Genomic DNA, 14,645 nt, shown 5'->3' on the forward strand with positions numbered 1-14,645 from the left:
TTGACGTCAGAGGCAAGTAATGCGAGGCAGCTCACTGTGCGTCGTGGGCATCGCGACCCGGGCGGTGCCGCGCTTCCCCGATAGCGTCGACGGTGTGGAGCGAAGCGGTGCACGGGACCGACCATCGGGGCTATGGGATCGGGCGGCCGTCGAGCGGGCGTTCCACCTGCTCGGGGACCATTTGGTCGAACGCGGCGTGCGCGCGCACCTCTACCTCTACGGCGGCACCGCTCTGGCCCTGACCCACGCCGGACGCCGGCCGACCCCCGACCTCGACGCGGTCTTCCAGCCGCGGCACATCGTCCTGGAGGAGGCCGCAGCCGTCGCCGACGAACTCGGCCTGCCGCACCGGTGGCTCGGCAGGCCGACAACCGCCCGGGTCGCCCCGGGCGGCGACGCCGCGGCGCTCAGCGTCCTGGACCATCCGGGGCTTCGCGTCACGGCCGCCTCGCCCGAGCACATCCTGGCCTCGATGGTGCTCGCCGCCCGGCACCGGGATGCCGAGGACATTCGGTTCCTGGTCGGACGGCTCGGGCTCGCCGACGCCGAGCGGGTCCTCAGCCTGTGCGCCTACGTCTTTCCCGACGACGAGATGCCGGAGCGGGCGCGGGCGGTTCTGCAGGACGTGTTCGACCGTTAGGCCAAGGACCGCTGGGTGTGGGGCGCCCGCCGGAGTTCCCGTCCCGCGGCCGCCGCCGACGCGAGGGCGACGACCAGCAGCATGGCCGCCTCGACCAGATCCGCCGCGAGCAACGCCGACCGATGCGGCAGTTCCGGTGGGAACGCCAGATGCTCGACCGTCGTCGCGACCCGCAGCCCCAGCACGGCGACCCCGAGCACGGCCAGCGCGAGCGCCTGATGCACCGGCGGCGGCGCACCCTTGACGGCGGCCGCCCACAGGTAGGCGATCGCGGCACCGACCACCCCGACGGTCCACAGCGCGGGCAGGTCCACGAACACGCTCCGATCGCCGGCGGGCCCGCCGATCAGCAGGGCCGCGACGGTCAGCACCACGCCGGCCGGCAGCGCGATCAGCCACGGCCGGCTCGCCACCGGCGGCGCGTCGCGGTGGAACGCGGCGAGCGCGAGCACCGGCAGCGCGGCGAAGAACAGCCCGTACAGGCGGGACACCGGCGACGGCCCGCCCGCAACGACCATGTCGACGACAGTGGCCAGCACCGACGGCACGATCAGGATCGCTGCCAGCACCCGCGCGATCCGATGATGCCCGTAGACGACGCAGCCGTACACGGGCAGCCACAGCAGGTCGGCGAGCACCCAGGCGGTTTGCCACGAGTCGGGGCGGTACGCGACGGCCGGCAGCGCGACGCCGGGCAGCCGTCGGGCGGCCCAGACCGCCACCAGAACGGCGACGACGGCCACGACGGCGTGCGCCAGCAAACCGACCAGTGCCACGCGGCGGATCGCCGCTCCCCAGGCCACCGCCCGCGGCGGCGCACCGGCCGCACCCAGGCGCAGGCGCACGGCCGACGCGGCGATGCTGACCAGTTCGGCGGCGTCGGGGCTGCCCAGTTCGACGTCCTCCGGGTCGTCGGGGTTGGCGGCGTAGGCGCGCTCCAGGTAGGTGGCGACCATGTCCTCCTCCCACGCCTGCCGGTACGCGGTGGGCAGCATCCGCAGCGCGCGGCGGTAGCGGACTTCCAGGGGAGTCATGCCACACCCTCCGCGCCGGCGGTGCGGGTCCGGCCGGAGGCGCGGAGCTTCCGGGTCGCCGCCCGCGCGTTGGCCTCCAGACGGGCCGCCTCGGCGACCAGTTCCTCGCGGCCACTGTCCGTGAGGCGGAAGTACCGACGGAGTCGGCCCTGATGCGGCTCCTCGCGGTCCAGTTCCACGTGGCCGTCGGCGACGAGCCGGTCGAGCACGCCGTACAGGGTGCCGACGCGGAGATCCACCCGGCCTTCGGTCAGTTCGGCGACCTCGCCGACGATGCCGTACCCATGTCGCGGGCCGTCGACCAGGGCGGTGAGGATGTAGAACGCCTGCTCCGTCATTACCCGACGCATCATGACGCCTAATATATCGGAAGCCAGGATATTGTGCGCCAGTTGGCGCCAAGATCGATGCAACCCCGTGATCGCTCGGCTCGCTCTATGTGGCGACGAAGGGAGCACGACCGAGTGGATGCCGAAGACCTGGAAGCCTTCCGGGAGTTCGTCCGCGTCCGGTTCGAGCCGCTGCGCGCGCTGGCTTATGTCACGTGCGGTGACTGGCAGGCCGCGGAGGACGCCGTGGCGCGCTCCTTGGCGCAACTGTGCCTGCGTTGGAAACGGATCGCCTCGCCGGAGGCCTACGCCCGCACGACGGTGGTTCGCGCGGCGATCGGTGAGAAGAACCGGCCGTGGCGGCGCGAACGCTCGGTCGGCGACGCGCTGCCCGACGTACCGCGGCCCGACGAGTCCGGGCGGATCGACGAACGGCTGCGACTGCACGCCGCGCTGCAGAAGGTGGCGCCCCGACAGCGCGCCGTCCTGGTGCTGAGGTTCCTCGAGGGTCTCAGCGTCGAGGAGACGGCCGAGATCCTGGGCTGCCGCACCGGCACCGTCAAGAGCCAGAGTGCGCGGGGACTGGACACGCTGCGTGCCGTCCTGGCGGCCGAAGACATCATTTTGCGGGACGAGAAGGGGAACAACCATGTCGTATCACGTCCGGGACGTGCTGGAAACGGTGCAGGGCGCACCACCGCCGCCGCGGCGTACGAGCACCGATGACATCATCGCCACCGCGCGGCGGATGCGGGCCCGCCGGACGGCGGCCGCGGCGGTCAGCGGTACGGCGGCGGTCATCGCCGTCATGGTCGCGGCGGTAGCGGTCCTCAACGGGCCGGCCGCCTCGACCTCGACGGGAACACCGGTGGGTGCGGCACCGTCGGCCTCCGCGCCGTCGGACGGCACGGAGCCGGAGCCGCTGCCCGAGTTCCGGCCGGTGCCCTCGGTCGCCGACGTGCTGCCGCACGTTCCCGCGTCGGATCCGCTGCTCACCATCCCGACCGGTTTCCGGACCGTGTTCGACGAGTACCGCGCCGGCGAGTACCGCATCGGCCCGGCCGGTCAGGTGGCCACCGACCGCCACGAACTGCCGGTGTATCGCGAGGGCCTGACGTGGAAGGACGACGACGGGACGACGTATCCGATGAGCGTCGGTTCCGTCACGTTCTACCGGGCCGGTGTCTACGACCCGGCGCGGCTCGGCGCCGAGGAACCGACCGCCGCGTGGGGCGACGCCTTCGGGGTGACAGTGGCGGGCCGGGCGGGCATCGGACGGGAGACGGCCTACCGGGCGGCCGGCGGCGAGCAGGGCACCGAGATCAGGCGCACGGCGGTGGCGTGGCAGTACGCGCCGGACTCCTGGGCCACGTACGTCCCGCGGCGGCAGGAGGGTGCGCAGTCGCGTGACGACGCGATCCGGATCGCCGCAGCCGTGACCGCCAAGCCGGCCCGCGACATCCGGTTGCCGTTCCGCATCGGCAATCTCCCGAACGGCTGGCAGGTGGTCGCCGCCACCGAGACGCCGGACCGGGACAGCTCGACCATCTCCGAGGTGTACCTGCACCGCGGCGCGCTGCCGGCCGACAAGCGGGCCGCCGAGGTGACCGTCGACCTGCCGGTCCTGCGGATCGCGGCGTTCCACGGCGAACCGAAGAACGAGAGCATCCGCAACCGGAACGGCGTGCACTGCCACGAGACGCAGCCGTCCTGCGCCGTCGTCGCCGGCGCCTACTTCATCGAGGTGGAGGGCCGCTTCGCTGAGGGCATGACCGTGGCGGAGGTGCGGCAGTTCGTCAACGGGCTCATCCCGGTGAACTTCGCCGACCGGGCCACCTGGGTCCCCGTCGGCGGCTGACCGGACCGGTTCGCAGGAGCGGGCTTCGAGGGAGGCCCGCTCCCGTGACCCGACACTCCGGGCCTACTCGTCGGTCGTGAGGTTGCGCGCCACAGCGGTGATGCCGGCGAGACGGTCGTGCGCCCGGTCGCGTTGATTGACGATCCAGTGCTTGCCCTCCGCCGCGATTCCTTCCAGCACGTTGAGGGTGTTGACCAGGCCGGATGCGTCCAGCGCCACCTCGGACAGCTCCCGGGCGTCCTCGCCCGGCAGCGCGTTCTCCAGGCTGGACTCGGTCACCCGCCATTTGATCGGTTCGCCGTTGACAAGCGTCAGTTCGAACGTCTGCTGCGGCGTCTGCAGCCCGTCGATGCGGACGGCGGCGACGGCGTCGAACCGGTAGTTGAGCCGCTGCGTGCCGCGCGAGACCCCGCCCAGGAAGTCCAGGTCGATGTTGACCTGACGCACGCCGTCCCGGGTCAGCAGGAACAGCAGCATGGCGTACCGCGAATAGCGCCACGGGCCACGCGCGACACGCGCCCGCTTGTAGGACTTTCCGGGAGCCTCGATGAAGGCGTGCGCGATCACCTGGCTGGGACTGAGCCGATAGTGGGTCATGGCGTCGTTCACCAGGATCCGGCGGTCGCAGTCGAGCCAGAACGCCATCTCGGCGTCGGACGGCTTGCGGGACAGCTTCTCCGCCCAGCGGTCGAACGCCGCTGTACGCGCGGCCAGTTCCTGCGTGGCTTCCACGGCGTCCGCCTCGGCCCGCCATCGCTCCGCGGCCGTCCGGAAGAACGCGCCGACACCCACGATGGCGGCGATCACCGCGACGGACACCACGAGGGTGCCGCCCAGCGGTGCGTTCCACGCGGTGACAGCACCCACCCAGACGGCCGCCACCCACGCCACGACCAGCCCGGCCGTGCGCTCGGCACGGGTCCGCGGCGGGGTCCGCAACTGATCGCGGTGCGCCAGCAGGGTGCCGTTCTCCCAGCCGCGCCGCACCTCGCTGACCAGGTGCCGGATCAGCCAGTCGACGCGGTCGGCCGATATCCGCGCCTCCCGATACACCTCGACCACCTCGTCGCGCAGATTCCACCGGATGCCGGCGGTCTGCGCGAGCCACATCGCGCGATCCGCGCCGTTCGGCACGTAGCGGTTGAAGTACCGGTCGAAGCTGCGATCCACCCTCCTGGTGAACCCGTCCTGAACGGGCGGAGGCCGCCACGCCCGGGAGATCGCGTAGGCGCGATCCTTCGCCTGTACCCGCAGCTGCCGGAAATTGTGTTCCGCGCCGGCGCGCACGAACACGCCGAAACCCGCCACTCCGAGAACGAACACGATGTCGGAGACGAAGCCGCCGGCGCGAAGGTTCAGCCAGCCCACGCCGCCCAGTGCGAACACCAGCGCGGCGGCGGAGACGATCAGGATGAACCGATCGGCGATCGATACGGCTTCGGGGCGTGGCCGGCGCACCCGGGGCGGCGCCGGAGCCGGGTGAAAGAACATCCAGATGCGATCCGCTCTGTCGTTCGACATCCGCCCTTCCGACGCCCGCAGCGCGGACCGGTACCACATCTGGTCCTCGGCCGTTCCGTCGAGAAGAACTCCGAGATGGTCGAGAATCTTGTTGCGCTGCTCGGCCGGAAGGCGGTCCAGACCCTTCAGGGCATCGTCCGCGTCGGACTCGTCAGAGGCGTCGAGCAGGCGAACGACAACGCGTAGGGCCACCGCCCACGTTCCGCTCCCCTTCAGCGCCCCGATCCCCTCGCACATCGACAGGAGCGCGGCCAGGTCGTTGTCCTCGAGCTGATGCACCGTCCGTCCACTCAGGAGCGCCAGCAGACGGTGGAACTGCACCTCGTCGGTGTCGTGGCCCTGCGAAACGGCTTCTTCGATCAGTTCCCGCGCCTTGGTGGGCATCCGCGCGTCGAGATAGCGCACCCCGACACGGAACCGCTCCTCGGGGGAGGCATCGGACGCCAGTTGGTAGTAGATGTCGCCGTGAACCGTCTCCGCCTGAATCCCGACCTGCGCATGGCCGTCGGCGACGTTCGTCGCGGAGTAGGGCGTCACGACGCGCCTCGCACCGCATCGGCCAGGTCGGCGACCGCACGCGCCACGTCGGGCAGATCGGCGACGAGCCCGCGCAGCCGCATCAGCGACAGGATCGGCTCCCCCGCGTTCGGGTGCCGTGACATGGCGCCGTCGAGTTCCGCCACAGCGGCGCGGTAGACCGCCTCGTCCAGCCGATTCTCCTGGTGCGCATCTCGCAGCCGGTCCCGGAGCGCGTCGACGCCCGCTTCGACGCCACCCGACCGCGCCGGGGCACCGGCGTACACGAGTCCGCCGTGGATGGTGCCGGCCTGCACGCCGACCCGCGCGTTGCCGGTGGCCACGTTGTAATTGCCGGAGGAGACGACCGCGGGTGTTTCGCTGTCGGGAGCGGACTGCGCGACGAGCCCGTTCACGAGTTCCGGGACGAGATCCGCCACGAACTCCACCGCGTGCGCCACGGCCCGTGGCTGCCAGCGTTCCCCGTCGGTGGCGACTTTTGTCCCGTCGGCATGGTCGCTGATCCCGCGGACGACGACCACCGGCAGCGCGTCGTTCAGATGGCAGGCCTGCGCCACTCCGGCGGCCTCCATCTCGATCGCCAGCGCATCGTTGTAATGCGTCCGGACCCACTCGGCCTGCGCCGAGATGCCCGAGTCCAGAACGACTTCCCCGGCCGCGATCGGTCCGAAGTGCGCCGTGGGCGAGGCATCGCCGGGAACGGCGGCGGCCCAGCGCCGCATTCGGATGACGTGTTGGGCGATCTGGCCGGCGCGGTGCGGAATCTCCCACACCCGTGGACGGGCCTTGAGTCCGTCGTCCTCGCTGGTCCCCCCGTGATACGCGTACACGTGGGAGGCGACCACAACGTCACCCAACCCGATGCTCGGCCACAGCCCGCCGGCCACCCCGACAAAAATCACCGCGGACGGCGCGAACTCGGCGATGGCGCGTTCCGTCAGCGCCGCCGCGGAGTGGTTGCCTTTGCCGCTGAGTCCGAGGGCGACCCGGCATCCGTCACCGGCCAGCCGGCCGACCTCGAAACGGGTGCCCTTGGGATGCCAATGAACCGTCGGGCTCCGCAACTTCGCGCGCATGGCGCGGTACTCCAGATCAAGTGCGGTGAGAACCACCGCGCCGGCACGACTCATGCCTCGACCGCCTTCTCGTCTGTGGAATCCACGGGTCTGGTCATCGGGGGACGAAGGGTTTTGTGCGCTCCGGCGCGGAACAGCCGGGCCGGTCGACCGACCTCCGGTTTCCGTCGAGGCCCGACCGGCTCGATGAATCCGTCCACGCTCTGCACCTTGCGGTAGAAGTTCCGGGGGTCGAGCCGCACACTCCACACCGCCTCGTAGACGCCTTGCAGCTCCGCGATCGTGAAGAGAGGCCCGCAGAACGCCGTCGCGAGCGCGGTGCTCTCGAGCTTCGACCGGGCGCGCTCCACGCCGTCGGAGACGATCCGCCGGTGGTCGAAGGCCAGCCGTTCCCCGCCGGACAACACCGCGTCGACCGGGGTCCAACCGGCTTCGAGGGCGTCGGTACCGGCGACCGGCTCCGGAAGCCGCGGAGCGATCGCCAGATAGGCGACGGAGACGACCCGCCCTCGCGGGTCGCGGCCCGGCGCGCCGTACACGCCCAGCTGTTCCAGGTGAACGTGATCGGCGGTCAGGCCGGCTTCCTCCGCCAGTTCCCGGTGCGCCGCGTCGAGCAGGTCTTCGTCGACGTGCCCGAGGAAACCGCCGGGAAGCGCCCGGACGCCGCGAAACGGCTCGACCCCACGCTCCACGAGCAGGACGTGCATCCGGGACTCGCGCAGCGTCAGGATGACGAGATCCACCGCCAGCAATACCTGCGGCGGTACCCATCCATCGTCATTCACGGATGCATCGTAGGCTTACTGTCACCCTGACAGTAAGCCCGCGGACACGCCGCTTCTTTCAGTATCTGCACCGCGTTGACAGCGGGACGGGTCAGGACGCGTCGCGCGGGCCGGCGAGCCCGTACAGCAGCAGATCGGTGAACGCGTCCACCACTCGCGCGTCGTCGGCGTCCGCCGGCATCGCGTGGTTCAGCGTCGAGAGCATCGCCCCCATCGCCGCCGCGACCAGTTGCGGGTCGTCGCCCGCCACGGGGTGTCCCCGCCCGCGCAGCCACTCCAGATGCTCGCGGAACGTGGCCGTGCGCTCGACCAGTTCGGCCCAGGCGCGTCCCGATCCCGGATCCGCGGCGATCATCGATTGGAACGTCGCCACGACCACCGGCCGGTGCGCGCGCATCACCGACCAGGCGATGCCGAGGTGTTCGCGCAGCTGCGTGCGGTCGGTGAGGTCGTGGTCGGCGGGGTGGTCACCGGCGGCGAGCCGATCGTCGGCGGCGTCCTCCAGCTCGGCCATGAGCGCCTTGAGCAGCTGATCCTTGTCGGCGAAGTGCTCATAGAACGACCCCGTCGCACGGCCGGCGGCCGCCGTGATGTCGGTGATCTTCGTGTTGAGGTAGCCGCGTTCGGCGAAGAGGCGGCGCGCCGCGTCGAGGAGGGCCGCCCGCGTCTGTGCGGCACGCGCCTTCCGCGATCCCACCTCGGGCATCCGGCCACCTCCTGTTGACACGCGCAATCTTAGCGAAGACACTTTCACCGAACTCAAGTTCAGTGAATCGAAATTCGGGGAGGATCACATGCGTGCGATCGTCATCGGCGGTGGCGTGGCCGGAGCGGCGGCGGCACTGGCCCTGCGGCGCACCGGCGCCGAGGTGACCGTCTACGAGGCGTACGAGGACCCGGCCGGCGACGTCGGCTCGTTCGTCAGCCTCGCCACCAACGGGCTGCGCGGGCTCGACGCGCTGGGAGTGCTCCCGACCGTTCAGGCGGCCGGCCACGAGGTGCCCCGGATGCGGATGTGGTCGGCGGGCGGGCGGCTCATCGCGGACGTCCCGCGCGGCCGGCGCAGCGGCGACACCCTGCACAGCGTCACGCTCATGCGCGGCCGGCTCGTCGCGGCGTTGCGCGCCGCCGCCGTCGACGCGGGCGCGCGGATCGTCACGGGAGTTCGCCTGACCGGCCTGACCGAGACCGGATCGGGGGTGGTCGCGGCGTTCGGCGACGGGCAGCGGGACTCCGCCGACCTGCTCGTCGCGGCCGACGGGATCTGGTCGACCGTGCGCGGGCTGCTCGATCCCGCCGCACCCACGGCCGAGTACGCCGGGCTCTACAGCGTCTCCGGAGTGTCCACAATGGACGGTGTGAAGCCGGGCGTGTTCCACCTGACGTTCGCGCGCAACGGGGCGTTCATCCACCTCGGGGTGGGCGGACGCGAGGTCTGGTGGTCCGCGCAGGTCGCCGCTCCCGTGCCGCCGCCACCCGGCACGCCGCCCCCGATCGCCGAGCTGTACCGCGACGAGGCCGTTCCGTCGGCGGTCATCGCGGCCACCACGGCGGTGCAGCCCACCGTTCTCATGCACGTCGTCGACCCGGTGGCCACCTGGCACAGCGGGCGCGTCGTGCTCATCGGCGACGCCGCGCACCCCGTGGGCGCCGGGCAGGGCGCCTCGATGGCGATCGAGGACGCGGTCGTTCTCGCGGCCGCGCTGCGCGACGCGCCGTCGGTCTCCGCCGCGCTCCAGGCCTTTTCGGGGGAACGCCGACCGCGCATCACCAAGCTCCTCGGCGCCGCGGAGGACAACCGGCGAGCGAAGAAGGCCGGCGCGCTCAAGCGGCGTCTACAGGCGGCCGGGATGCGCCTGTTCGTGCCGCTCTTCTACGAACGGGCCACCGCCTGGCTCTACGCCTACGAGCCCGACGGCGGCCTGCGGTAGACGCGGTGGCGCCTCACGTGCCGCGCGCCGCCAACTCCGCCCGGTTCGCGACGAACCACACGTGCCGGCCCCGGTTGGACTCGCGCACCAGGTCGCGGAACGCGTTGCTGGCGGCCACGTGCGCGCCGACATCGCCGAGGATCACCAGCCGCAGCCGGTAGTTGACGAACTTCTGGAACATCTCCCCCGCGATTCCGGTCCGCAGGTCGAAGAATGCGGGATCGAGCCGTTCGACGGGAATGACGACGGTCTCGGCCCCCGTGCCGAATGCGTCCCCGATGACGTCGAGCGCGTTGTCGATCACCGGCCCGTCGGCAGGCACCTCGAAGACACTCATGCGACGTTCTCCACGAGGGTCGCGACGATCTGCAGCATGGCGGCCGTCGCCCCGGGATCACCGATGAGAATGAGCTTCAGGTGTGCGCGTTCCCCGTCATAAATGACCTGGACCCGGAGGCCCTCGGCGGCGGCGACCACGGCGGTGCTCACCCGATCGGCGGACGCCCGGGAGATCGCGTCGACCTCGACCACGGCGGACACCTCCACGCGACGCGTGCGCCCGGCGCTCTCCCGGGCGGTCTGCGGCACCTCCCCGCCGGTGAACGCCGCCAGGTCGGCGTGGGCGATCCGGTACTGCTTGCCGATCCGGACCGCCTTCAGCCGGCCGTCCCGCACGTATCCACGAACGGTCCGCACGTGCAGGCCCAGCCGCTCGGCGACCTGCTCCACGGAGTAGAACTCAGATGTCACCAAACGACCGTATCAGAGGTTCGAAAGGGAAGTTTAGGGGTGCTGAGCGGGGTCGAAGTCCTCGTCGAAGAGCGGCTCACCGGCGCCGGCCGCCGCACCGGCCGCCTCGGTCAGCGAGTCCGCGAGGACGCGCGCCTCGTCCGGGTTGACCAGCATGGTCACCACGACCCCGGTGCCGGTCTCCTCGATCGACACGGCGTTGAACCGGTTCTGCGGGACGTGGAACGTCACGGCGACCGCGCCGCGCCTACCGTCGCCGAACGGCATGGCGGTGCCCCGCACCTGCCACGTGGCACCGGCGAGAAAGGCGTCCTTGGCCTCGGAAAGAGAGGGCGGTGGTTGAGTCACCGCCGCAGCCTAGCGAAGCTGGCTGATGGAGCTGTGCTCCCCCGATTGGACTCGAACCAATAACCTGCCGGTTAACAGCCGGCTGCTCTGCCAATTGAGCTACAGGGGACTGTGCTTCGGCCCGTTTCCCGGTGCCGGCACATAGAGTACATGACGCGCCGCGGCACCCGCACAGGGGTTTCCTCCGGCGCGCCGGAGGCTACTCGACAGGGCGTCCGTTCGCGGCAATTCGACGCATCATCGAGGTGTCACCGGCACCATGGACGGGTATATCCGTTCGCGTGTCACACGGCGGCACCGACTGTCGCCTGTTCATCGGCGACACGGGTCGCCCGGAGAAGGAGGTCGCATGCGCGGCAAGCTGTTGTTCCTGGGCGGTCTGGCCGCGGGATTCGTTCTCGGTAGCCGGGCCGGTCGGGAGAAGTACGAGGAGATCGTCTCCAAGGCCCGCCAGCTGCAGGAACACCCCACGGTGCAGGAAGCCCGCGGAGTGGTCCAGGAGCAGGCCAACAAGCTGTTCACCGAGGGCAAGGACCGCCTGAGCCAGTCGAAGCTGGCCGAGACCCGCGTGGGCGAGAAGCTGCTCAACAGCGATTCCAGCAGCACCGGTAGCTCCGGCACCGAGTCGCTGGCGACCGCGAGCACTGCTCCCCGCAGCACCACCACGGCGAGCACCACCACGCCGCGGAGCACGACAAGCAGCAGCAGCGTCAACGGCACCACGGGCTCGGGCTACTGATCCCGGCGCCGAGGACAGGAAGGGCGGGCCGCAGGCCCGCCCTTTCGGCTACTTGAGCAGCAGCCCGCCCATCCGCCGGCCGGCGAAGCGCAGCGTCACGACCAGCAGCGCCACCAGGTAGGCCAGGTGCCAGAGCAGCACCCACTGGAACGTGCCGGTCGTGGCCGCGCGCACCAGTTCGACCCCGTGGTACAGGGGTGTCAGCTCCATGAGCCACCGCGCCACCGTCGGGAACGAGTCGACCGGCGCGAACGTGCCCGAGAAGAGGAACAGCGCGAACTGCGCGGCCATCAGGTAGTCGAAGTCCTGCCAGCCCTTCATGAACGTGGCGAGCAACATCCCCGCCCCGCCGAACGCGAAGCACACCAGCAGCGTCGCCGGGAACGCCAGCAGCGCGCCCCACACCGTCGTGAGCCCCATCGCCACCATGATCACGAGGAACGCCGCGCAGTACATGCCGCCGCGCACCGTGGCCCAGATCAGTTCGCCGACCGCCACCTCGACCGGCGTCACGGGTGTGGCCAGCACGGCGTCGTAGAGCCGCATGTGCTTCATCTTGGCGAAGAGGTTCATCGTCGACTCGGCGATCGCCCCGTTCATCGCCGACGAGGCGAGCATGGCCGGCGCCACGAACTCCGCGTACGGCACCGTGCGCCCGTCCGGCAGCGGCAGCTCGCCCACCAGGGCGCCCACGCCGAAGCCGATCGACAGCAGGTACAGCAGCGGCTCGAAGAACCCGGACGCGAGCAGCCACCAGTAGCCCAGGTGCCGGGCCAGCGTCGCATTGCGGCCGGTCACCGCCAGCGAACGGCGCAGCCCCTCGTCGATCCGTCGGGCGGCGCGCGGCAGCGCGAGCGCAGTCGTCACCATCAGGTGTCCAACCTCCGGGTGAACTGGCGAAGCGCCAGCGGCCAGCCGACGGCGATCCAGAGCAGCAGGTAGCCGACGTGCAGCGGCCAGCTCCACGCGGTGTCGACGCCGAGCGTGGCGCCCCGGGCCAGCTCCACCCCGTGCCACAGCGGCGAGACGTACGCCAGCGCGCGGGCGGCCGGCGGCATCGCGCCCACCTCGAAGAAGACCCCCGCGAAGAGGGTCATCGGGATCACCCCGAACCGCATCACGACGGCGAACATGTTTTCGCTCTTGACGTGCGCGGAGTACCCGAAGATCGGGATCGACGTCGCGCAGCCCACCAGCACCCCCACCGGCAGGGCCAGCGGCGCGAGGGCGGAGTGCACGGCGCCGAAGAGGGTCATCACCAGCAGGAACCCGGCCACCGCGATCAGCGCTCGCAGCTGCACGAACGCCACGTGCCCGAGCAGGATGTCGCGGGTGCGCACCGGCGCGGTGCGCATCACCTCGTAGCGGCGGCTCCACGCGAACCCGTCGAACACCGGCCACATCGCCTCGGAGACCGCCACCTGCAGCGCCGTCGACATGAGCAGCCCGGGCGCGATGAAGTCGAGGTACGGAACGCCCAACGGCCCCTGCCGCTCGTCGACGTAGCCACCCACGGAGATGCCCATGCCGAGCAGGAACAGCACCGGCACCAGGAACGACGTGAAGACCGACCCGCGCCACACCCGCCGGTAGATGGTGAGGTGGTGCCCGAGAACGGCGACGGTGCCGCCCATCAGTCGACCAGCGTCCGGCCGGTGAGGTGCAGGAACACGTCCTCCAACGTGCTGCGCCGCACGAGCACGCTCGACGGGGTGAGCCCCCGGCCGTGCACCTGCGCCACCGCGTCGTCGCCGTCGGCGGCGTAGAGCAGGATCCGGTCGGGCAGCACCTCGAGGCGTTCGCCCACGCCGGCCAGCTTGTCGGCGTAGGTGTCCAACCCGTCCAGCCCGAACCGCAGCTCCACCACCTCGCGGGTCGAGTAGCGCTCGATCAGGGCCCGCGGCGCGTCCTCCGCGACGATCTTGCCGGCGTCCATCACCACCAGCCGATCGCAGAGCTGCTCGGCCTCGTCCATGTAATGGGTGGTGAGCACCAGCGTGACGCCGCGCTGCTTGAGCCGGAACAGCCGCTCCCACACCAGGTGCCGGGCCTGCGGGTCGAGCCCGGTCGTCGGCTCGTCGAGCAGCACGATCTCCGGCTCGTTGATGAGCGCGCGGGCGATCACGAGTCGCCGCTTCATGCCGCCGGAGAGCGGCTCCACGGGACTGTCGGCCCGGTCGCCGAGCTGCACGAAGTCCAGCAGCTCGCGGGCCCGCTCGCGGGCGACCTTGCGCGGGATGCCGAAGTAGCGCGCGTAGACCGTCAGGTTTTCCAGGCAGGTCAGCTCCAGGTCGAGCGAGTCCTGCTGCGGGCACACTCCCAGCCGGGAACGGATCGCCGGCCCGTCCCGCACCGGATCCATGCCGAAGATGCGTAACTGGCCGTCGGTCGGCGGCGAGACGCAACCGACCATGCGCATCGTGGACGACTTACCGGCGCCGTTGGGCCCGAGGAACCCGAACGCCTCCCCCGCCTCGACCCGCACGTCGATGCCATCGACCGCCGTGAAGTCGCCGAAGCGCTTTACCAGGCCCTGAGCCTCGATGAGCGACACCCGGCGACCCTATCCCGGGGGTACGACACTTTCGCCAGTGGTTATCGTCCCGCTCGCCTGCGCCACCAATGCGGCGACCGTCTCCGGATCCGGCGCGGTGTCGGGGTCGTAGCGGACGGCCCAGCTCAGTCCGTCGCGTCCGGGCACCCGGCGGGCCACGACGCGCACGCCACCGCCGGCGGGCAGCGGATGGTGTGACGTGAACGCGACCGACTTCGTCACCCGCGCCCGCACCTGCTCCGGCACGCGGTCCGGGTCGAGCAGCGTCACGGTGCGCCCGGGCGCGTCGGCCGTGACGGCGTAGGTCTCGTGCGTGGCCACCACCTCGGACGGAACGATCGCCAGCGCCCGCCCCGACCAGGTCGCCTTGTGGATCTCGTGCCACCTGAGCCGGGACGGCCCGTCCGGCGCGGGCAGCCACAGCCCGTGGTTGGTCGCCACGACCACGTCGTCGCCGGTGGCGCCGGCCCACGCGACCACCCGTTCGTCGCGGGCCAGCGGCGGCTTGCGGTCGGCCGGCAGCTTGCGTCGGCGGAACAGCAC

At 71.1% G+C, this 14,645-nt stretch carries 18 protein-coding genes and 1 tRNA gene; 5 read left to right on the plus strand and 14 right to left on the minus strand.

Annotated elements, in window-relative coordinates:
* The first annotated feature begins 94 nt into the window (after positions 1-94).
* Positions 95-640: a nucleotidyl transferase AbiEii/AbiGii toxin family protein gene (locus tag Val02_RS19725; RefSeq protein ID WP_203900586.1), complete on the plus strand. Its 546-nt coding sequence runs from the start codon at positions 95-97 to the stop codon at positions 638-640.
* Here the strand turns inward: Val02_RS19725 and Val02_RS19730 are convergent.
* On the minus strand, positions 637-1,674 hold the full coding sequence (locus Val02_RS19730) for a hypothetical protein (protein ID WP_203900587.1): 1,038 nt from the start codon (positions 1,672-1,674) through the stop codon (positions 637-639). The genes Val02_RS19725 and Val02_RS19730 overlap by 4 nt on opposite strands.
* Positions 1,671-2,012, minus strand: a complete 342-nt coding sequence (locus Val02_RS19735) for a PadR family transcriptional regulator (RefSeq protein ID WP_203900658.1) — start codon at positions 2,010-2,012, stop codon at positions 1,671-1,673. Before Val02_RS19735 ends, Val02_RS19730 begins: the two co-directional genes overlap by 4 nt.
* 126 nt (positions 2,013-2,138) lie before the next feature.
* Here Val02_RS19735 and Val02_RS19740 point away from each other — a divergent pair, with 126 nt between their 5' ends.
* Together Val02_RS19740 and Val02_RS19745 are read left to right on the plus strand one after the other, a co-directional pair.
* Positions 2,139-2,729: a SigE family RNA polymerase sigma factor gene (locus Val02_RS19740; protein WP_203900588.1), complete on the plus strand. Its 591-nt coding sequence runs from the start codon at positions 2,139-2,141 to the stop codon at positions 2,727-2,729.
* Positions 2,653-3,861, plus strand: coding sequence for a hypothetical protein (locus tag Val02_RS19745; protein WP_203900589.1), 1,209 nt, complete (start codon positions 2,653-2,655; stop codon positions 3,859-3,861). Before Val02_RS19740 ends, Val02_RS19745 begins: the two co-directional genes overlap by 77 nt.
* Before the next feature lie 63 nt (positions 3,862-3,924).
* On the opposite strand, the gene Val02_RS19750 is transcribed toward Val02_RS19745, so the two are convergent.
* The 4 genes from Val02_RS19750 to Val02_RS19765 all read right to left on the minus strand — a co-directional run bounded on the left by Val02_RS19750 (position 3,925) and on the right by Val02_RS19765 (position 8,486).
* The gene (locus tag Val02_RS19750) at positions 3,925-5,919 is read right to left on the minus strand and encodes a hypothetical protein (RefSeq protein ID WP_203900590.1); all 1,995 of its coding nucleotides are present in this window, start codon (positions 5,917-5,919) and stop codon (positions 3,925-3,927) included.
* Complete coding sequence (locus tag Val02_RS19755; protein ID WP_203900591.1) at positions 5,916-7,049, minus strand: 5'-methylthioadenosine/S-adenosylhomocysteine nucleosidase family protein; 1,134 nt, start codon at positions 7,047-7,049, stop codon at positions 5,916-5,918. Before Val02_RS19755 ends, Val02_RS19750 begins: the two co-directional genes overlap by 4 nt.
* Entirely contained in the window at positions 7,046-7,780 is a 735-nt protein-coding gene (locus tag Val02_RS19760) for an NUDIX hydrolase (protein WP_203900592.1), read from the minus strand. The genes Val02_RS19755 and Val02_RS19760 overlap by 4 nt, the downstream gene beginning before the upstream one ends.
* 91 nt (positions 7,781-7,871) lie before the next feature.
* The gene (locus Val02_RS19765) at positions 7,872-8,486 is read right to left on the minus strand and encodes a TetR/AcrR family transcriptional regulator (RefSeq protein WP_203900593.1); all 615 of its coding nucleotides are present in this window, start codon (positions 8,484-8,486) and stop codon (positions 7,872-7,874) included.
* An 88-nt stretch (positions 8,487-8,574) separates the two neighbouring features.
* Here Val02_RS19765 and Val02_RS19770 point away from each other — a divergent pair, with 88 nt between their 5' ends.
* Positions 8,575-9,711, plus strand: a complete 1,137-nt coding sequence (locus Val02_RS19770; RefSeq protein WP_203900594.1) for an FAD-dependent oxidoreductase — start codon at positions 8,575-8,577, stop codon at positions 9,709-9,711.
* Positions 9,712-9,724: 13 nt separating this feature from the next.
* On the opposite strand, the gene Val02_RS19775 is transcribed toward Val02_RS19770, so the two are convergent.
* From Val02_RS19775 to Val02_RS19790, 4 genes are all read right to left on the minus strand, one after another.
* Entirely contained in the window at positions 9,725-10,048 is a 324-nt protein-coding gene (locus Val02_RS19775; RefSeq protein ID WP_203900595.1) for a DUF4180 domain-containing protein, read from the minus strand.
* Positions 10,045-10,461, minus strand: coding sequence for a helix-turn-helix domain-containing protein (locus tag Val02_RS19780; protein WP_203900596.1), 417 nt, complete (start codon positions 10,459-10,461; stop codon positions 10,045-10,047). The genes Val02_RS19775 and Val02_RS19780 overlap by 4 nt, the downstream gene beginning before the upstream one ends.
* Before the next feature lie 33 nt (positions 10,462-10,494).
* On the minus strand, positions 10,495-10,809 hold the full coding sequence (locus tag Val02_RS19785; RefSeq protein ID WP_203900597.1) for a hypothetical protein: 315 nt from the start codon (positions 10,807-10,809) through the stop codon (positions 10,495-10,497).
* Between the two features lie 36 nt (positions 10,810-10,845).
* Positions 10,846-10,918, minus strand: a tRNA-Asn gene (locus tag Val02_RS19790).
* A gap of 240 nt (positions 10,919-11,158) precedes the next feature.
* On the opposite strand from Val02_RS19790, the gene Val02_RS19795 reads away from it, so the two are divergent.
* Positions 11,159-11,548, plus strand: coding sequence for a hypothetical protein (locus Val02_RS19795; RefSeq protein ID WP_203900598.1), 390 nt, complete (start codon positions 11,159-11,161; stop codon positions 11,546-11,548).
* Positions 11,549-11,596: 48 nt separating this feature from the next.
* Here Val02_RS19795 and Val02_RS19800 read toward each other — a convergent pair whose 3' ends face one another.
* The 4 genes from Val02_RS19800 to Val02_RS19815 are packed head-to-tail and all read right to left on the minus strand — an operon-like array spanning position 11,597 to position 14,642.
* Positions 11,597-12,418, minus strand: coding sequence for an ABC transporter permease (locus Val02_RS19800; protein WP_203900599.1), 822 nt, complete (start codon positions 12,416-12,418; stop codon positions 11,597-11,599).
* Positions 12,418-13,182, minus strand: a complete 765-nt coding sequence (locus tag Val02_RS19805; protein WP_203900600.1) for an ABC transporter permease — start codon at positions 13,180-13,182, stop codon at positions 12,418-12,420. The genes Val02_RS19800 and Val02_RS19805 overlap by 1 nt, the downstream gene beginning before the upstream one ends.
* Positions 13,182-14,102, minus strand: coding sequence for an ABC transporter ATP-binding protein (locus Val02_RS19810; RefSeq protein WP_203900601.1), 921 nt, complete (start codon positions 14,100-14,102; stop codon positions 13,182-13,184). Before Val02_RS19810 ends, Val02_RS19805 begins: the two co-directional genes overlap by 1 nt.
* Positions 14,103-14,111: 9 nt before the next feature.
* The gene (locus Val02_RS19815) at positions 14,112-14,642 is read right to left on the minus strand and encodes a hypothetical protein (RefSeq protein WP_203900659.1); all 531 of its coding nucleotides are present in this window, start codon (positions 14,640-14,642) and stop codon (positions 14,112-14,114) included.
* Positions 14,643-14,645 lie beyond the last annotated feature (3 nt).

The organism is Virgisporangium aliadipatigenens (assembly GCF_016863615.1).
In the GTDB taxonomy this organism is placed as follows: domain Bacteria; phylum Actinomycetota; class Actinomycetes; order Mycobacteriales; family Micromonosporaceae; genus Virgisporangium; species Virgisporangium aliadipatigenens.

Excerpts from the sequence above, each read along its gene's own strand:
- Val02_RS19730 (WP_203900587.1), bottom strand. The coding sequence starts at position 1,674 with ATGACTCCCCTGGAAGTCCGCTACCGCCGCGCGCTGCGGATGCTGCCC.
- Val02_RS19735 (WP_203900658.1), bottom strand. The coding sequence starts at position 2,012 with ATGACGGAGCAGGCGTTCTACATCCTCACCGCCCTGGTCGACGGCCCG.
- Val02_RS19745 (WP_203900589.1), top strand. The coding sequence starts at position 2,653 with ATGTCGTATCACGTCCGGGACGTGCTGGAAACGGTGCAGGGCGCACCA.
- Val02_RS19755 (WP_203900591.1), bottom strand. The coding sequence starts at position 7,049 with ATGAGTCGTGCCGGCGCGGTGGTTCTCACCGCACTTGATCTGGAGTAC.
- Val02_RS19765 (WP_203900593.1), bottom strand. The coding sequence starts at position 8,486 with ATGCCCGAGGTGGGATCGCGGAAGGCGCGTGCCGCACAGACGCGGGCG.
- Val02_RS19770 (WP_203900594.1), top strand. The coding sequence starts at position 8,575 with ATGCGTGCGATCGTCATCGGCGGTGGCGTGGCCGGAGCGGCGGCGGCA.
- Val02_RS19775 (WP_203900595.1), bottom strand. The coding sequence starts at position 10,048 with ATGAGTGTCTTCGAGGTGCCTGCCGACGGGCCGGTGATCGACAACGCG.
- Val02_RS19795 (WP_203900598.1), top strand. The coding sequence starts at position 11,159 with ATGCGCGGCAAGCTGTTGTTCCTGGGCGGTCTGGCCGCGGGATTCGTT.
- Val02_RS19800 (WP_203900599.1), bottom strand. The coding sequence starts at position 12,418 with ATGGTGACGACTGCGCTCGCGCTGCCGCGCGCCGCCCGACGGATCGAC.
- Val02_RS19805 (WP_203900600.1), bottom strand. The coding sequence starts at position 13,182 with ATGGGCGGCACCGTCGCCGTTCTCGGGCACCACCTCACCATCTACCGG.